Below are 20,354 nucleotides of genomic sequence, written 5' to 3' on the forward strand. Positions count from 1 at the left end.
ATTTTGTTGAACATAATGGAGTAGTATCTCTATAGTTTTTTGAAGTTATAATTTGAATAAAATATAGCTTTTGGACTATTATACTTAATTTTTAATACTAAAAAGTTATTTTTTGTCTCAATAGCTATATTTTTTTTGTTTAAATGCAACTGTGAATAGGAGTAAAACAATTAAATAATTGCCACCTTTTGACGGATAAAATGCTCTTTTAAACAGTTAAATTGAATAATTCGTTTTTTTTGAAAAAACACCTTTTAATTTCGGGTTTTTTAGTAATTTTAATACCACATTATTTTTACTACTATTTCATTTTTAGAATAGTAGCTTTAGAATGTGTTTTTAGAATTTCAAAATTTAGTTACATAAGAGTTATGGCGAAATTTTGAATATAAAATGTACCTTGATGAAAAAATACATATTCTTACTTTTTTTATTGCCATTACTATCATTTGGGCAATCTATTTGGACTAATCCATTGACGCTTCCTAACACTTCTGTGCCAGCAAGTCCATACAATACTGGTAATGTTTTGAACTCCCATATAACCGTATCTGGTATTACTCGTAGTGCTGGTATTACTGGCGATTTGGCCACGGATAGGTATAGTGCCGTTGGTTGGGCTACAAGCGCAAGTATAGACCCAACCGATTATTATGAGTTTACATTAACTCCAAATGCGGGATATAAAATTGATTTTACAAGTTTTGTTTATACTGGTCAAGCTTCTACGCAGGGACCAACAGTTTTTGCTATTCGTTCAAGTGCTGATACCTTTACTGCTAATGTTGGAGCTCCTACGGCTACGGGAACTACAATTTCGTTAGCTGGGAACACGTATCAAAATGTAACATCCGCAATCACTTTCAGGATTTATGGATGGGCTGCAACAATTGGAACTGGGACTTTTAGTATTAATGATTTTACTTTTAATGGCGCAGTAAGTTGTGGGTCAAGCTTTTTAACCACTCCGGCTGGTTCCTATAGTTATTGTATCGATAATTCGAATACCATAACTACAGCAACGGTTAATGAAGGGCAGTATGTGGTTCTAAATGTTGTAAAAGGGTTTACGTATACTTTTGCAGTTGGAAATGCCTTTGGTGGCAACGAAAATTTAACGGTTATAAATGATACTGATGCAACGAATACTCCCCTTGTTTCTGCCTCTGGTGCCTCTGGTGCTACAATAAGTTTGTGGCAAGCTCCGTTTTCGGGCAAAGTCAAAATAAGATTGGCATCTGATGCTTGTACTACGGGAACAACTGGATTGGCATTGACATTAACGCTCAATAGTTTGGGAAATACGCAAGATTCTCAAACGGTTCAAGGTGCAAATTCATGGGTAGGACATGTTTATAATTATCCAGCAGCAGGATCTCCAGGAGGCGCATCGCCAGCGACACCACCAACAAATGTGACTCCTTTTCTTTCGGCAAATTATGTTGGATATTATAATGAAGCGGAATCTTTTTATCAAGAGTTTTCGGCTGTTGCGGGTACGCCAACAGCTAATTATTGTTTTCCTGTTTTAACAAATGGTATTAATTTGACCAATATAGATACACAAGGTTTTGCGGTTCGGTATCAAATGAAATCTACTAAAGCGGCTGGTTGTTATGTAATCACCTTTAAGTCGGATGATGGTATTCGTTTGTATGTTGACAACGCATTGAAGTATGATAACTGGACAGATCATGGGCTTGCAACTGGATATGCTATGATTTATCTTACTGGAAATAGTGATTTAATTTATGACTATTATGAAAATGGAGGGTCAAGTCAAGTAGGATATGGTATAAGTTCATTAGCCTCTTTGAACACCGTAGTGCAACCTACTAGTACTGTTTGTGCATCGGCTTCACTTACCTTGGATGGGTCTAGTTTTACTACTTATGGATTTGCAGCAGGCGTTATTAGTTACCAATGGCAATCTTCACCAGACAATGCTACATGGACAAGTATTTCAGGAGCAACTACCGAGGATTACACCATTGTTTCGGGAACTATTGCTAAATATTACAAACGTATTGTAACCAGTAGTGCCAATGCAGGATGTAGTAATGATAGCAATGTTGTGTCATTTGTAATTTCGCCAGTAAGTATAGCTGGAACTGTATCAGCAAATCAAACTATTTGCAATGGAACACAACCAGCTGATATTACGCTAACGGGAAACACGGGAACAATTCAATGGCAATCGTCTCCCAATAACGCTACTTGGACGAATATAACTGGGGCTACAACAAGTCCTTTGGCTAGTGCTCAAATGGGTTCGTTGTCGGCAACGCAATATTACCGTGCAGTAGTGACAAGTGGAGTATGTGCAGTAGCAAATTCAACTGCAGTAACAGTTACAGTAAACGCTGTTGTTACAGCTGGCGCAATAGCGGCTTCACAAACAATTTGCAATGGGGCAACTCCTGCCGCATTGACCTCCTCAACAAATGGTACTGGCTCTGGAATAATTACTTATGAATGGCAAACCAACGCCAGCGGTAGTTATGTTACTGTACTGAGTGCTACAAGTGCCACGTATGCACCTCCAGCCTTAACCACTACAACAAGTTACCAACGCCGAACCGTTTCTGTTAGCGGTGGCACAACCTGTTATTCTAGCTATACCACAGCAGTAACGATTACCGTAAACGCTGCTGTTACTGCAGGAACCATTGGCACAGCTCAAACAATTTGTAGTAGTGCAACTCCAGCTGCTTTGACTTCGGTTACAAATGGTAGTGGTTCTGGAACAATTACTTATGAATGGCAAACCAATGCCAGTGGTAGTTTTGTTACTATTTCAGGCGCCACAAGTGCTACTTATGCGCCACCAGCTTTGACTGCCACAACAAGTTATCAACGTAGAACGGTATCCGTAAATGGTATAACATGCTATTCTGGATATACCACACCAATAACAATCACTATAAGTTCCGCAATAGCTACAAATACCATTGCTACAGCACAAACAATTTGCTCTGGAACAACTCCAGCTGCTTTAACAGGAAGTACCCCAACGGGTGGAAGCGGAACATATGCATATTTATGGGAAAGTAGTACTACAAGTGCATCCGCAGGATTTGGAAATGCTTCCGGAACCAACAGTAACATTGGATACAGCCCAGCAAGTTTATCGGCTACCACTTGGTATAGAAGAACGGTGACCTCTGGAGGTTGTTCGAATACTTCAACAGTCATAGAAATAACAGTAACACCATTAACGGCTACTCCAACCATAGGTACAATCACCCAACCTGATTGTACAACAGCTACTGGTAGTGTTGTATTAAACGGCCTACCATCTGGCTCCTGGGTATTGACTAGAAGCCCTGGTAGTGTTGTAACTACAGGAACGGGAACAAGTACAACCATTACGAGTCTTGCTTCCGGAACATACACCTATTCTGTAATTGGTACAAACAATGGGACTGGATTAAAAGCGGAATATTTTAATAACATGACCCTTACGGGAACTCCTGTGTTAACACGCACTGATGCTACTATAAACAATGATTGGGTCAATGGAAGTCCAGATCCTTTGGTTAATGCCGATAATTTTTCAGTTAGGTGGTCTGGACAAGTGCAGCCACTTTACAGCGAAACCTACACCTTTACCACAAGGAGTGATGATGGAATCAGGTTGTGGGTAAATGGGACACAGGTAATTAACAATTGGACAGACCATTCGGTAGCCACAAATACGGGTACTATAGCACTTGTAGCAGGAGTGAAATATGCTATTGTGCTAGAGTATTATGAAAATGCAGGACAGGCAGTAGCTCAATTATCTTGGAATAGTACCAGTCAAGCCTTACAAATTATTCCACAATCACAAATGTATCCAGCAGCTCCATGTAGTTCTGCAGCTTCAGCAAATGTAGATATCAACCCGCAACCATCAACCCCCTCTACTCCAATAGTAGCTGCACCAACGCAACCTAGTTGTACTACCCCAACAGGAAGTGTGGTATTATCTAGTTTGCCAACTACAGGTACTTGGACATTATATCAAAACGGAACTTCTATTTACACTACCACTGGCGGAAGTGGCACCTACACCGTAACAGGATTAAGCGCTGCTGGTTCTCCTTACGTCTTCAAAGTATCTAATGCATCCTGTACGTCTTCTAATTCTACGAGTATTGGCATCACAGGTTTAACCACCACCACATGGAGTGGAACAGCTTGGAGTAGTGGCACACCAACATTAAACACGTTAGCGATATTAAATGGTAATTACGACACGGCTACCTATCCAGATATTAATGCCTGTACGTTGACTATTAATGGTGGCTTTACCTTAACGATTCAAAATCAAAAATTCGTAACGATACAAAATGATTTAACAGTAAATACAGGTTCAGTAGTGGAGATAAAAAACCAAGGATCACTAGTTATGATTAACGATGCTGGAGTTTTGACCACTGTGGGTACTGGCAAGTTTAATGTAAATAAAACTACTACTTCCTTCGAGAAATACGATTATACCTATTGGGCAACACCACTAGCAGGAACAACAACAATTGCAACCGTTTTCCCCACTTGGCGATTAGACAGAGCCTATGAATTTCATCCAGAGAATTTTATCGATTTAATTAATGTGCTTACAGGACAACCCATTCCTGATGGTTTTGATGACAATGAAAATGACTGGTTGTATACCAGTTCGATGAGTCCTGGTCGCGGTTATATTATAATGGGACCCACATCTGGAAGTTTCCCAAGAACCGAGTCGGTTGTTTTTACAGGCAAAGTCAATACAGGAGTAATCACCACCCCAATTCAATTAACGCCAGACACGACCGATCCCGAAGATGATTTTAATTTAGTAGGCAATCCCTATCCTTGCGCCATCTCTGCCGATGCTTTGATAAATGCCAATATAACAGGAACAGGAACACTTAATAAAACCATAGACGGCACCTTATGGTTCTGGACGCACAAAGCCGATATAGCTATTGCTAGCAATGGATTACAATCCTACAATTATTCCCAAGATGATTATGCCGTTTATACCCTTGCAGGTGGAACAGGTACATCAGCAAGTGCTTCTGGAGGAGCGAAACCTTTGGGATACATCGCCTCTGGACAAGGCTTTTTTGTAGAAGCAACAGCAGCTGGAACATTAACATTTAATAATTCCATGCGTGTCAGCCCAGCTATTACGGCAAGTCCTGTAACGCCAGCAACAGCTAATGCCCAGTTTTACAAAACCATGCCAATCAAACCCAAAGCAGCCGATAAAAACCGAATATGGTTGAATCTCGAAAACGAACTCGGGATGTTTAGTCAACAATTAGTAGCCTATTTTGACAACACTACTTTAAGACGCGACAATGGATATGACGGCTTGTTGAGTGATGCAGGAAACTATATTAATTTTTATTCTATCGAGAATAATGATGCGTTCAAGATCCAAGCCAGACCTACTTTTACCCAGGATGACGAGGTACCTTTGGGGTATTTTAGTGCAGTAGCAGGAACCTTCAATATCAATATCGATTCCAAAGAAGGCGTTTTCAATGATGGTGCTAATGTCTATCTCGAGGACAAACTCGTAGAAGTTATACATGATCTAAAAGCAGCACCCTATACTTTTACCACCGAAGAAGGTACTTTTGACGATCGTTTTGTGCTGCGATACACCAATAAATCATTAGGAACAGGCGACTTTGATGCGTTGAAAAACACCGTTTTGGTGGCTGTCAAAAGCAAAAAAATCACCATCAACTCTTTTGCCGAAACACTCGACAAAGTCGCAATTTATGATGTATTAGGAAAACAATTGTACAAGAAATCGATGCTCAATGCCAATGAATTAAGCATCTTGAATTTGCCTTCCAGCGAGCAGACATTGCTAGTTAAAGTGACTTTGCAAAGCGGGCAAACAGTAACCAAAAAAGTGATTTATTAGTTGGTACAAAGGTACTAAATTTATAAAAAACCTCATTCTGTTTAGTAGCAGCATGAGGTTTTTTGGTTTTTAATTATATAGAAAAAGAGTTTACGTAAGTTCCGAAAAAGAAATTAATTGGCGGTGTTAAAGCTTATTACAGTGGATTTATTTCAAAAAAACTAAAAAACAGCTTTGTTTTTGATTGCATTTTGTTTAACAAAAAGGTCTAAATAGCTATATTTATTTGCATAAAAAATAATTTTTAAATTACTGCTGTTTTGGCTAAATCACTAATTTTTTAATAAAAAATTAGTGATTTAAGTTCAAATAATTTAATAAAATAAAAATATTTTATTTTAAAATGCTAATTAATCACAGTTAAAAAATCAAACAAAAATACCGTTTAACGGATAAAAACGACACTTAAACGTTCGAACAAACAACTTTATGAAATGGTTGTTTTTTTTGTAAAATAAGTGTTAATTTTGCATTTTTTAATAAATTTATGATTGGATTTTAGTCGTAACAGATTGTTAATTAATACAACAAGTAAATTTTTAATTTCTAAATTAAAACGACAAAAACACAGGTTATTTTACAGTTACTAAAAAAAACTAGAAACTAGATTTTTTTATTTCTCTATAATGTATTGAAATAAAATTATTATTACCATTTTAATTATGATACATAAAACCACACAATCAATTTTGGGAGGATTAAATTTACTTACGAAATTAAGAGGATTTAAATATTGTTTGTTATTAATTGCGTTTGCTTACATTGGTATTGTACAGGCGCAATGTACTGGTTGTACTTCAATAGTTAACAATTTTACTAGTTCCAGTAATTATACTTTTACGGCAGGTACAACAACTTGTTTTACAGGAACGAGTACTATTAATAATGATATCACTTTAGGTAATAATGGTTTGCTATGTGTTGGACCAGGAGCAACACTTAACATTGGTGCTAATAATTTTACAGCAGCTGCAACTGATAAATTTACAATAAATGTTTATGGTACGTTGAATATTACTACTGGGAATTCTACCCTGAATAACAAGATTGATATCAATATTTATAATGGTGGCAAAATGACTACTAATACCTTAACGCTAAATGGTAGCGTTTCGAGTATTACTAATAATGGTACTTTTAATCCGGGTACGTTGCAATTTCAAGGGAGTTCCTCCACTGTTACTATAATTAATAATAGCAACATGAGTGTGGGTGCTACGCTTAATGTTAGTACTGGTAATTCATTGCAATTTCAAAATAATGGTGCACTTACTGTGGCACAAAGTTTTAACAGTTCGCCCACTTCAGTATATGTAAGTTGTGGTTCATTTTCGGGAAAATTCAACTTGAATGGAGGAGGCAAAGTTATCAATACAGGTACATTTACAACCACTCAAATAGATTTTGGATCATCGGCTTCTAGATTTGAGAATTTTGGTAAAGTATATGCTAATGGATCTGTAAATCTATCAAGTGGAACCATTTATAACGAAGGGATATTCGATTTACAAACTTCTGGTATAATTCAAAGTGATGGTAATCTTAAAGGCCCTACTGATAATACTAAAAAAGGATATTTTATATGGAGTGGTAAAAATTCTATGAATAATGGATCCATCGGACCGAATTTAGATTTTAAAAATAGTTCAGGTACTAGTTCAAAAGCCGCTATGTTTGCGGGTAGTAGTGGAATAACAGAGACCCCAACAATTACTTACGGAGGTACCGCACCAGGTACTTTGCCTGCAGTCACTTGTTTTGATGCAACCGGTGTGCCTACAACGCCAGTAGCTACCTCTAATACTGCTTGTTCTGGGGTAAATCTTACAACATTACAGCCTACCTTGGGTGGCGTAACTTATGAATGGTGGACAGGAACAGCGACTTCACGAACAACACAAATAACGGGAGCCACTTCGCCTACCGTAACTAATTATACTACGGTTGGGCAAGTATATCTTTGGGCAAAAAGCGTTTCGGGAACTAATTTATATTCAGCTTCTGGCTCTGTAGTAAACATAACTGCAGCTCCTACAATAACTACAGCAGCTACACCTGCAGTAGTTGCAGCAGTTTGCCAGAGTGCAAGCCTTCAAATAACTACAATGGCTTATAATGCTACCACAAATAGTCCAACAAGTTACAGTATAGATTGGGCTACGCTAGCCGATCAAGTTTCTACTACATTTGCATTTACAACAGGAGCAGGAAACATAACAGGTATAACAGTTCCAGCGGGTACAGCAGCAGGAACGTATACAGGAACAATGACAATTACTAACGGGAGTGGGTGTACGGGTACAAAATCAATTACACTTACAGTAAATGCTTTACCCACAATAACCACAGCAGCAACACCAGCAGTAGTTGCAGCAGTTTGTGAAAGTTCAAGTGCTCTAAATACTACAATGGCTTATACAGCCACCACTCATAGTCCAACAAGTTACAGCATAGATTGGTTAACACTTACTGATCAAGGCTCGACAGCTTTTGCATTTGTTGCGGGAGCAGGAAGCGTGACTGGGATTATAGTTCCATCGGGTACAGCAGCAGGAACGTACACGGGAACAATGACAATCACAAATGCTAATGGTTGTATGGGTATAAAATCAATTACACTAACGGTAAACGCAACACCCACAATAACCACGGCGGCTACAGCAACAAGTGTTTGTTTTAGTAGTAGTATTCAAACCACTCCTTTGACCTATAGTGCGGTAACAGGAACACCAACAACGTATAGCATTGTATGGAACGCATCGCCTGCTAATAGTTTTGTAGCGGTAACAAATGCTGCTTTGCCAGCAAGCCCTATTTCTATTTCGGTTCCTGCTAGTACAGCATCTGGAACATATACAGGAACCATTACGGTTAAAAACGCTAATGGTTGTGTAAGTAGTGGTACTACATTTACAGTTACTGTAAGTTCCGCAATAGCTACAAATACCATTGGTACAGCACAAACAATTTGCTCTGGAACAACTCCAGCTGCTTTAACAGGAAGTACGCCTACAGGCGGTAGCGGTACTTATGTTTATTTATGGGAGAGCAGTACTACGAGTGCATCCGCAGGCTTTGGAAATGCGGCAGGAACCAACAGCAACATTGGATACAGCCCAGTAAGTTTATCGGCTACCACTTGGTTTAGGAGAACCGTGACTTCTGGAGGTTGTTCCAATACGTCAACTGCCATTCAAATAACAGTAAACTCAACCCCAACCCCAACCGCTACAGTAGTGAATGCAACTTGCTCTGATAGCACAGATGGATCCATAACATTAATATCCCCAGATCCTATACCTGTAGAGTTTAAAAACGCCGATAAAGATTATATTGATTTAGGAACTACTTATCTTTCGAATAGAACTGCTTTTACAATAGAAGGTTGGATTAAATTTAAAATTGCAGACCTTGCGGGAACAAGTAGGGTAGGTTTATTTGGTCAAAATAATGCTATAGAATTTGGGTTTATAAATCCTACTACTATTGAACTTTATACAACTGGAGGAGGTAGTTTCCAGACTCCAATACCCACTGCATTGGGTGATAATACATGGCATCATATTGCGGCAGTGGGAACGGGAGCAGCAGGAGGGATGACAATTTACATAGACGGAGTCAGTGTTGCAACGGGAGGTACTGCTATAGCAACAAACTACGGTGCTTCTACTTTTACTACTAAAATAGGTAATAAAGTAATTGATGATACAGATGCAGGATATCCCGGTCAAATCAAAAAATTTGGGGTTTACAGTACCGCATTATCGGCAGCAACTATTGCTTCCTTGGCAAGTACACCAACTGTTTATTCGGGTTCTGAAACGGGCTTACTAGCTGGATATAATTTTTCGGACGCAACAGGAACAATTTTAACCAAAGTCCCAGTAGGTACAAACGGAACATTTACGAATACACCAGAATGGATTTATACCTATTCGTGGACAAAAACGGGTACGCCTGCCTATACTGCAACCACCAGAAATATTAGTAGCTTGGCGCCTGGAGATTATAATTTAACCATGAATACTATTGGTACAGGATGTCCAGTAACAAAGACTTTTACAGTTGGTTTTACAAATAGCAGACCATCGGCTCCTATTGTAGCCACACCAACGCAACCTAGTTGTAGCACTGCTACTGGAAGTGTTTTTGTAAGCGGTTTGCCAGCTACAGGAACATGGACTTTGACTAGAAGTGGTACATCTGGTGCAACTACAGTTTCATCAGGAACCGATATTACGGTTAGTGGTTTAGCTGCTGGATCTTATACATTTACAGTAACACAGGGTGCTTGTTCTTCATCAGCCTCTACGAGCATTACCATCACAGGTTTAACCACCACCACATGGAGTGGCACAGCTTGGAGTAGTGGCACACCAACATTAAACACATTAGCGATATTAAACGGAAATTACGACACGGCTACCTATCCAGATATTAATGCCTGTACGTTGACTATTAATGGTGGCTTTACCTTAACGATTCAAAATCAAAAATTTGTAACGATACAAAATGATTTGACAGTAAATACAGGTTCAGTGGTTGAGATAAAAAACCAAGGATCGCTAGTGATGATCAATGACGCAGGAGTATTAACCACAGTGGGCACAGGCAAGTTCAATGTAAACAAAACTACTACTTCCTTCGAGAAATACGATTACACCTATTGGGCAACACCACTAGCAGGAACAACAACAATTGCAACCGTTTTCCCTACTTGGCGATTGGACAAAGCCTATGAATTTCATCCAGAGAATTTTATTGATTTAATTAATGTCCTAACAGGTCAAGCGATTCCTGATGGTTTTGATGACAATGAGAATGACTGGCTAACAACCAGTTCCATGAATCCTGGTCGCGGTTATATTATTATGGGACCCACATCTGGAAGTTTCCCAAGAACCGAGTCGGTTGTTTTTACAGGCAAAGTCAATACGGGAGTAATCACCACCCCAATTCAATTAACGCCAGACACGACCGATCCAGAGGATGATTTTAATTTAGTAGGCAATCCCTATCCTTGTGCCATCTCTGCCGATGCTTTGATAAATGCCAATATAACAGGAACAGGAACACTTAATAAAACCATAGACGGCACCTTATGGTTCTGGACACATAAAGCCGATATAGCTAGTGCTAGTAATGGATTACAAGCCTACAATTATTCCCAAGATGATTATGCCGTTTATACCCTTGCAGGAGGAACAGGCACTACAGCAAGTGCTTCTGGGGGAGCGAAACCTTTGGGATACATCGCCTCTGGACAAGGCTTTTTTGTAGAAGCAACAGCAGCTGGAACATTAACATTTAATAATTCCATGCGTGTCAGCCCAGCCATTACGGCAAGTCCTGTAACGCCAGCAACAGCTAATGCCCAGTTTTACAAAACCATGCCAATCAAACCCAAAGCAGCCGATAAAAACCGAATATGGTTGAATCTCGAAAACGAACTCGGGATGTTTAGTCAACAATTAGTAGCCTATTTTGACAACACTACTTTAGGACGCGACAATGGATATGACGGCTTGTTGAGTGATGCAGGAAACTATATTAATTTTTATTCTATCGAGAATAATGATGCGTTCAAGATCCAAGCCAGACCTACTTTTACCCAAGATGACGAGGTACCTTTAGGTTATTTTAGTGCAGTAGCAGGAACCTTCAATATCAATATCGATTCCAAAGAAGGCGTTTTCAATGATGGTGCTAATGTCTATCTCGAGGACAAACTCGTAGAAGTTATACATGATCTAAAAGCAGCACCCTATACTTTTACCACCGAAGAAGGTACTTTTGACGATCGTTTTGTGCTGCGATACACCAATAAATCATTAGGAACAGGCGACTTTGATGCGTTGAAAAACACCGTTTTGGTGGCTGTCAAAAGCAAAAAAATCACCATCAACTCTTTTGCCGAAACACTCGACAAAGTCGCAATTTATGATGTATTAGGAAAACAATTGTACAAGAAATCGATGCTCAATGCCAATGAATTAAGCATCTTGAATTTGCCTTCCAGCGAGCAGACATTGCTAGTTAAAGTGACTTTGCAAAGCGGGCAAACAGTAACCAAAAAAGTGATTTATTAGTTGGTATAAAGGCATTTTTTCTTTGCCGAAATCAGTTATCAAACTATAACAAAACTTTATGTTGCAATGAAACATCTTGTTTTTAAACTTTGTAACTTTGCAATCCATTTAAGTTAACCTATAAATAAAAAAATATGTATCCAGAAGAAATGGTAAAACCAATGCAAGCAGAACTTACTGCGGTTGGTTTTCAAGATTTACATAGTGCCGAAGCAGTAGATATTGCTATAAACGCAGCAGGTACCACATTAGTAGTCGTAAATTCAGTTTGTGGTTGTGCAGCTCGAAATGCTCGTCCAGGAGCCAAAATGAGCTTGGACGGTGCCAAAAAACCGGATCATTTAATCACTGTTTTTGCAGGAGTCGATAAAGAAGCTGTTGATGCAGCTAGACAGCACATGTTCCCGTTTCCTCCATCATCACCAAGTATGGCTTTGTTCAAAAACGGAGAATTGGTACACATGCTAGAACGCCACCACATCGAGGGTCGTCCAGCGGAATTAATTGCCGAAAATTTACAAGACGCTTTCGCTGAATTTTGTTAATTTAATAAACACAAAGTTCGCTAGAAAAAATTGTTTAAATTATTTTACCGCAAATTCACCAATTACTAGTGTGGATTTGCGTTTTTTTTTGTTGCGAATTTTGCGTAAAAAACCTTGTGAACGTTGCTGTTAAATCCTAAATTTGCACCCGAATCCTTCCAATTAGGATTCCAAATACATATTTCTACTAACGCAATACATTGCGTTTCTAACCTTAAACGTTTATAGCATGCAACTGTATAACACCTTAAGCGCAGAAGAAAGAGCCGAGCTAATTGATCAAGCTAGCCAACAACGCCTTACGTTGTCTTTCTATGCGTATGCCAAAATTGAAAATCCCAAAAAATTCCGTGACGATTTATTTGTTCAATGGAACGCTCTCGATGCCCTTGGTCGCACGTATGTTGCCACAGAAGGCATCAATGCTCAAATGAGTGTCCCAGCCGAAAACTTGGAATCCTTCCGCAACACATTAGAAGCCTATGATTTTATGCAAAACATTCGGTTGAATGTTGCCGTAGAGCAGGACGACCACTCCTTTTTGAAACTAACCGTAAAAGTTAGGAACAAAATTGTAGCCGACGGATTGAATGACGAAACCTTTGATGTTACTAACATTGGCGTGCACTTGAAAGCCAATGAATTCAATCAAATTCTAGACGATCCCAATACCATTGTAGTCGATTTTAGGAACCATTATGAAAGTGAAATTGGGCATTTCAAAGGAGCCATCACACCTGATGTAGAAACTTTTAGAGAAAGTTTGCCCATCATCAATGAGCAACTAAAAGACCATAAAGACGATAAAAACCTCGTGATGTATTGCACCGGCGGAATCCGTTGCGAAAAAGCATCGGCGTATTTTAAACACCAAGGTTTTAAGAAGGTGTTCCAACTCGAAGGTGGTATTATCAATTATGCCAAGCAAATTCAGGAAGAAGGGCTGGAAAGCAAATTCATAGGGAAGAACTTTGTTTTTGACCATCGTCTTGGCGAACGAATTACGGATGATATCGTTTCGCAATGCCATCAATGTGGACAACCTTGTGACAATCATACCAATTGTGAAAACGAAGGCTGTCATTTATTATTCATTCAATGTGACGCCTGTAAAACGGCGATGCACAATTGTTGTTCAACGGACTGCTTGAATATTATACAATTGCCTTTGGCAGAGCAGGTGCGTTTGCGTCGCGGCATTCAAGTAGGTAATAAAGTATTCCGAAAAGGAAAATCGGAAAAATTACTGTTCAAACACTCAGGAGAACTATCCGATATTTCGTTGGCTGTTGCCAAAAAGCCAATCGCCATTCGGCAAAAAATAAAAACCAAAAAAGTACTCCTAGGAAAAGTAGCCCATTATTTTGTCAAAGCACAAATTGGACTTTTTATCATCGAGAACAATGAATTATCAATAGGAGATACCCTTTTAATTTCGGGACCAACAACAGGAAACGAAGAGTTCATTTTACCAAAAATGATGGTCAACGGAACCGAAAATACCGTGGCACAAGTAGGTGATAAAGTTACCTTTGAACTGCCGTTTAGAATCCGCTTATCCGATAAATTGTATAAAATAATTCAATAAAAACAGTTATGAAAAAGACAATCTTAAAAATAAGTTTCCTACTAATCGCTTTTTCCATTTTTGGAAATGCAAATGCACAAGCAAAAAGAAATACAAAACAAGAAGAAGCCAACAAAAAATTGGTCGTTACTTTTTACCAAAAGTTGTTTGGCGACAAAGATTTCTCCGCCATAGATCAGTATCTAGCCAAAGACTATATTCAGCATAATCCTGCTGTTGCTGATGGTAGCCAAGCACTAAAGGAAGGAGTGAAAATTTGGTTTGCCGGTGCTCCAAAAGAAAAAATAAACGTACAGCATATCGCCGCCGATGGGGATTTGGTTTTTATTCACTTAAAATCAAAAGGAGCTGATGGAAAACCGATTTCCGTTATTGATATTTTTAGATTAAAAAATAACAAAATAGTAGAACATTGGGATGTCATACAAACGGTACCTGATACTGCGGCAAATGCACATCCAATGTTTTAGAGCGAAACCAATACCATAAGTACTATTTTCAAGAACCGCCTAACCCATGCAAATAATAGCACATGGATTAGGCTTTTTTTGTGAAATGTAAACATGGAAAAAAAATAAAAATGAATGCACCACGCTATTTTAGGACGCTCACTTTAAAACAAAGTTAACCACAAATTTGCACGAAAAATTAGCGCTTGTAATTTCACAAATTCATTAAAAAGAAGTAAAACTCGTGTAATTCAGTTTTAAAATTGAATAAAATTTGTGATAACTCGTGCAATTTGTGGTTAAAAACTTTAAAAACGAAAGCCCTGCTTTACCGTTGTTTCTTTCCATCAAAAAATACTATCTTTACCCATTAATCGTTTTAAGAACTTAAATTGCTTTGATAGCAATACTACATATAAAATTATGGCATGTACAAGTTGTTCAACTTCGGATGGTGGCGCACCAAAAGGTTGTAAAAATAATGGGACTTGTGGCACCGATAGCTGCAATAAATTAACCGTTTTTGACTGGCTCTCGAACATGAGTTTGCCTAATGGCGAAGCACCGTTTGACTGCGTTGAAGTTCGTTTTAAAAACGGACGAAAAGAGTTTTATCGCAATACCGAAAAATTAACCTTAAGCATGGGGGATATCGTGGCAACCGTCGCCTCTCCTGGGCATGATATAGGAATTGTGACTTTGACTGGCGAACTTGTTCGGATTCAAATGAAGAAAAAAGGAGTCAACCCAAATAGCAATGAGGTTCCCAAAATATACCGAAAAGCATCCCAAAAAGACATCGATATTTGGTCCGTAGCTCGGGACAAGGAAGAGCCCATGAAAGTGCGTGCACGCGAATTGGCCATTGCTCAAAAACTAGAAATGAAAATTTCGGATATCGAGTTTCAAGGCGATGGTTCCAAAGCTACTTTTTATTACACGGCCAATGATAGAGTCGATTTTAGACTTTTAATCAAGGATTTTGCCAAGGAATTCAGTACGCGCGTCGAGATGAAACAAGTGGGTTTCCGTCAAGAAGCGGCTCGTTTAGGCGGTATAGGCTCTTGCGGGAGAGAGTTGTGTTGTTCGACTTGGTTAACGGATTTTAGAAGCGTAAACACCTCGGCAGCACGCTACCAACAATTGTCCTTAAACCCACAAAAATTAGCTGGACAATGCGGTAAATTAAAGTGTTGCTTGAATTATGAACTGGATACCTACATGGATGCCTTAAAAGGATTTCCAGATTTTGACACCAAATTAGTTACCGAAAAAGGCGACGCCATTTGCCAGAAGCAAGATATTTTCAAAGGTTTAATGTGGTTTGCTTATACTAATAATTTTGCCAATTGGCATGTGTTAAAAATAGAGCAAGTTCAAGAAATCATTGCCGAAAATAAACTGAAAAACAAAGTTTCCGCACTGGAGGATTACGCTATCGAAATTGCTATCGAACCCGAGAAAAATTTCAATAATGCTATGGGACAAGAGAGTTTAACTCGTTTTGACCAACCCAAAGCAAAGCGCAAACCAAGCAAAAAACGCAAACCTCTAGCCGAAAACGCTATTGTTCCTAATGCGAACAAACCAGTTAATCCAAACCAGAAACCAGCCAGCAATCGACCAGCGGGAAACAACAACCGCCCCAATCAAAACCGCCCCAATACAAATGATAAAAAAGCGCCTGTAGCAAAACCTACAGAGCCAAGAAAACCCATAATTATTACCAAAAATGTCGATAAAAAATAGTGCAACACTGCTTTTGATGGCAATACTTCTTTTTTCCTGTGATAAAAAAAGAGTGTTCGACGAATATAATTCCGTAGGAAGTGCTTGGCATAAAGACAGTATTGTCAGCTTCAATTTGCCCGAATTAGACAGTAGCAAACGGTACAATTTATTTGTAAATTTGAGAGCAAATGACAATTATAAATACAACAATCTTTTTTTGATTGTGGCTATCGAAATGCAAAATGGATTTACCAAAGTGGATACTCTCGAATACCAAATGTCCAATCCAGATGGAACATTGCTAGGCAATGGATTTACGGATATTAAGGAAAGTAAACTTTTTTACAAAGAAGGGGTGCGTTTCAAAGGAAAATACAAAGTCCTTATCAAACAAGCCATTAGAGAAAACGGGAAAGTACCCGGAGTAACACTTTTAGACGGAATTACGGACGTAGGTTTTAGAATCGAAAAAATAGATTAAACGGTATGGCTATCAAAAAAAACAACAATCCAGCAAACAGTACAGACAAAGATAGTACCTATTACAAAAAGAAATTTTGGAAAATTTTCTTTTACGGAATGGGAATTGTCGCCTTATTTTTCCTTTTTGCCTCTTGGGGACTTTTTGGCTCCATGCCTTCATTTGAAGATTTAGAAAATCCAGATTCCAATTTGGCAACCGAGATTATTTCGTCAGATGGGGTTGTCATTGGCAAATATTTCGAAAAAAACAGGTCCCAACTCAAGTATTCGGATTTGCCTAAAAACCTTGTCGAAGCACTAGTAGCTACAGAGGATGCTCGTTTTTACGAACATTCCGGTATTGATGGTCGCGGTACCTTGCGCGCCATTGCCAGCCTTGGCACCAGTGGCGGAGCGAGTACTTTGACACAACAACTAGCCAAACAATTGTTTCATGGCGAAGGGTCAAAATTCTTGCCTTTCCGTTTGGTTCAAAAGGTAAAAGAATGGATAATAGCCATTCGTTTAGAAAGACAATACACCAAAAACGAGATTCTGGCCATGTATTGCAACGTCTATGATTTTGGAAATAACTCGGTAGGAGTAAGCTCTGCCGCCAAAACCTATTTCTCCAAAGCACCAAAGGATTTAACCATCGACGAATCGGCGATATTAGTTGGAATGTTCAAGAATTCAGGTTTATACAATCCTGTTCGCAATCCCGAAGGTGTCAAAAACCGAAGAAATGTGGTGCTTTTGCAAATGGAAAAAGCAAAAATCATTACAGAAGATCAAAAACACCAATTGCAAAGCTTGCCTATCGTTCTCAACTTTAAACTAGAAACCCATAAAGACGGTACCGCAACCTATTTTAGAGAATACCTGCGTGATTACATGAAAAAATGGGTCGAAGAAAACAAAAAACCTGATGGTACAGATTATGATATTTACAAGGACGGTCTAAAAATTTATACCACCATCGATTCCAGAATGCAGTTGCATGCCGAGGAAGCGGTATCGGCACACATGGCGAACCTTCAAGAAGAATTTTTTAACCAATCCAAAGACAACAAAAATGCTCCTTTTGTAAATATTTCGGCTGCCGAAACCCAAAAAATACTGCGTCAAGCCATGAAAACATCCCACCGCTGGGAAGTCATGAAAGCATTAGACAAAAGCGATGAAGAAATTACCAAATCCTTTAGCGAGAAAGTAAAAATGACCGTTTTCACCTGGAAAGGCGAGCGCGATACCATCATGACACCGCTAGATTCTATCCGATATTACAAGCATTTCTTGCAATCTGGACTGATGGCCATGGAACCACAAACGGGAAACATCAAAGCGTGGGTAGGCGGAATCAATTACAAATATTTCCAGTACGATCACGTAGGTCAAGGCGCACGACAAGTGGGTTCAACCTTCAAACCCTTTGTTTATGCCACCGCAATCGAGCAATTAAACATGTCTCCTTGCGACTCCATTATCGATTCGCCATTTACAATTCCTGTAGGTCGCCACCACGTTACCGAAACCTGGACACCTAAAAACTCGGATAATAAATACCGTGGTATGGTAACACTCAAGCGCGCCTTGGCAAACTCCATCAATACCGTGTCGGCAAAATTAATGGATAAAGTAGGTCCTGAAGCCGTTGTGGAACTCACGCATAAATTAGGCGTAAAGTCAGAGATTGCTGTGCAGCCCTCTATCGCTCTGGGCGCAGTCGAAATTACCGTGCAAGATATGGTCGCTGCCTACAGCACCTTTGCCAATCAAGGCGTATATGTAAAACCACAATTTATATCCAAAATTGAAGATAAAAGCGGCGTAATTATTTACGAGCCCATCCCAGAATCCCACGATGTCCTCAACAAAGACATTGCCTATGCCGTAATCAAATTACTCGAAGGCGTAACCGAAGGTGGTTCTGGAGATCGCTTGCGCACCACAGGCGGCGGCAATGGCGACAACCGCTGGACAGGCTACCCATACCAATTCAAAAACCCAATTGCAGGTAAAACAGGAACTACTCAAAACCAGTCCGATGGTTGGTTTATGGGAATGGTACCCAATTTAGTAACCGGAGTTTGGGTAGGTTGCGAGGATCGCTCGGCGCGTTTCAAAAGCATCACTTACGGTCAAGGTGCCACCGCTGCACTTCCCGTTTGGGGCTATTTTATGAAACTATGTTACGCAGATCCTGCTTTGCATGTTTCCAAAGCTGCTTTTGACCGCCCCGCAAACCTATCCATAAAAGTAGATTGCTACACCGCTGCCCCAAAAGTTGTTCAAGACTCCACCGCAGTAGAACAAAGCACCGAGGAATTTCAACAATAATTTTTTGGAGCTGTTCCTGCTATCCACTATATCTTTTTCTGGCCAAAAAAGCCAGAAAAAGGATATCGTTCCTATCAGGGCTAATTACAACAATCTTTTTCATAAGGAGATGCTTTGGTTCAAAAACTGTCACTTTCAAAACGGGCAACTACACCAGTTTTAGGATAACAAATGGCCAAAAGCCACACTACTCCTTTCATAAATAAGGATCACTTCCTAAATACGGGTATTCAAAACGGTGTCTTTGGGACAAAAATAATAATGTGCACAGGAATCGGATTCGTTTCCAAAACAGATTGATATGAAGAAATTTTTAATCGTAGGACTCGGCAATATTGGCGCCGAATATGTCAATACCAGACACAATATAGGATTCAAAGTAGTCGACTTTTTAGCTCGCCAAGAAGCCATTTCATTCGAAACCGTAAAACTGGGTGCGCTGGCATCATATCAATTCAAAGGACGCACTTTTTTGTTGCTCAAACCCAATACTTACATGAATTTGAGTGGCAAAGCTGTCAAATATTGGATGGATAAGGAAGCCATTCCTATCGAAAATGTGCTTATCATTACGGATGATTTGAATCTGTCATTTGGCACCTTTCGCATCCGAAAAAAAGGCAGTGACGGCGGACACAACGGACTCAAAAACATCAATCTTATCCTCAACACACAAGACTACGCCCGATTTCGATTTGGAATTAGTGACGAATTCACGAAAGGACAACAAATAGATTATGTACTAGGCGATTGGGACGACACCGAAAAAACAAAACTCCCAGAACGACTAGAACTAGCCTCGGAAATCATCAAATCATTTGGAACAGCAGGATTAGAGAACACCATGAATGCCTTTAATGGTAAGTAAAAAAAAGGGGAATAGTTAGCTAGTACTAGACAAGTTCTTGTTTTAAATGTTCGTAATGAAAGGTTTAGTAGTTAACCCGATCGCTCGAATACGCATATTCTCTTCGGCTTGGATAGCGCAGATTTGCAATCCGTGCCTATTCCAATTGGCAACTAAAACAAATCTAACCAAAATTAGTTGCATAGCTACTCGCAAAAAAAACAAAACTACAACTTTTTTAGGGTTGTAGTTTGTTATGCTTGACCCCCCGATGGCGCGAGCAGAAATAAGTTCAACGGCTAGCGCGACGCCTCTGGCTCGTGCCCACAAACACAATCAATTCAAATCTATCTCTAAAATAGTTTGGTCGTTATTTCCGTAATTCCTTGCAC

9 protein-coding genes are annotated in these 20,354 nt (G+C 39.3%); all 9 read left to right on the forward strand.

Annotation, left to right across the window (positions count from 1 at the left end):
* The first annotated feature begins 403 nt into the window (after positions 1-403).
* The 9 genes from FNW21_RS07155 (at position 404) to pth (ending at position 19,983) form a co-directional block, all read left to right on the forward strand.
* Complete coding sequence (locus FNW21_RS07155; RefSeq protein WP_144256061.1) at positions 404-5,911, forward strand: PA14 domain-containing protein; 5,508 nt, start codon at positions 404-406, stop codon at positions 5,909-5,911.
* A 662-nt stretch (positions 5,912-6,573) separates the two neighbouring features.
* Positions 6,574-12,000, forward strand: coding sequence for a T9SS sorting signal type C domain-containing protein (locus tag FNW21_RS07160; RefSeq protein ID WP_144256062.1), 5,427 nt, complete (start codon positions 6,574-6,576; stop codon positions 11,998-12,000).
* A 134-nt stretch (positions 12,001-12,134) separates the two neighbouring features.
* Positions 12,135-12,545 (forward strand): BrxA/BrxB family bacilliredoxin, encoded by a 411-nt coding sequence (locus FNW21_RS07165; protein WP_144256063.1) that lies wholly within the window; start codon positions 12,135-12,137, stop codon positions 12,543-12,545.
* A gap of 229 nt (positions 12,546-12,774) precedes the next feature.
* Entirely contained in the window at positions 12,775-14,133 is a 1,359-nt protein-coding gene (gene trhO, locus FNW21_RS07170) for an oxygen-dependent tRNA uridine(34) hydroxylase TrhO (protein ID WP_144256064.1), read from the forward strand.
* A gap of 8 nt (positions 14,134-14,141) precedes the next feature.
* Entirely contained in the window at positions 14,142-14,603 is a 462-nt protein-coding gene (locus tag FNW21_RS07175) for a nuclear transport factor 2 family protein (protein ID WP_144256065.1), read from the forward strand.
* A 402-nt stretch (positions 14,604-15,005) separates the two neighbouring features.
* Complete coding sequence (locus FNW21_RS07180; protein ID WP_144256066.1) at positions 15,006-16,331, forward strand: PSP1 domain-containing protein; 1,326 nt, start codon at positions 15,006-15,008, stop codon at positions 16,329-16,331.
* Entirely contained in the window at positions 16,315-16,794 is a 480-nt protein-coding gene (locus FNW21_RS07185) for a gliding motility lipoprotein GldH (RefSeq protein WP_144256067.1), read from the forward strand. The genes FNW21_RS07180 and FNW21_RS07185 overlap by 17 nt, the downstream gene beginning before the upstream one ends.
* A 5-nt stretch (positions 16,795-16,799) precedes the next feature.
* On the forward strand, positions 16,800-19,115 hold the full coding sequence (locus FNW21_RS07190) for a penicillin-binding protein 1A (protein WP_144256068.1): 2,316 nt from the start codon (positions 16,800-16,802) through the stop codon (positions 19,113-19,115).
* Between the two features lie 301 nt (positions 19,116-19,416).
* Positions 19,417-19,983 carry an aminoacyl-tRNA hydrolase gene (pth, locus tag FNW21_RS07195; protein WP_144256069.1) on the forward strand — a complete coding sequence of 189 codons (567 nt, stop codon included), beginning with the start codon at positions 19,417-19,419 and terminating at the stop codon, positions 19,981-19,983.
* The last annotated feature ends 371 nt before the right edge of the window (positions 19,984-20,354 follow it).

It is taken from the genome of Flavobacterium restrictum (genome assembly GCF_007097245.1).
In the GTDB taxonomy this organism is placed as follows: domain Bacteria; phylum Bacteroidota; class Bacteroidia; order Flavobacteriales; family Flavobacteriaceae; genus Flavobacterium; species Flavobacterium restrictum.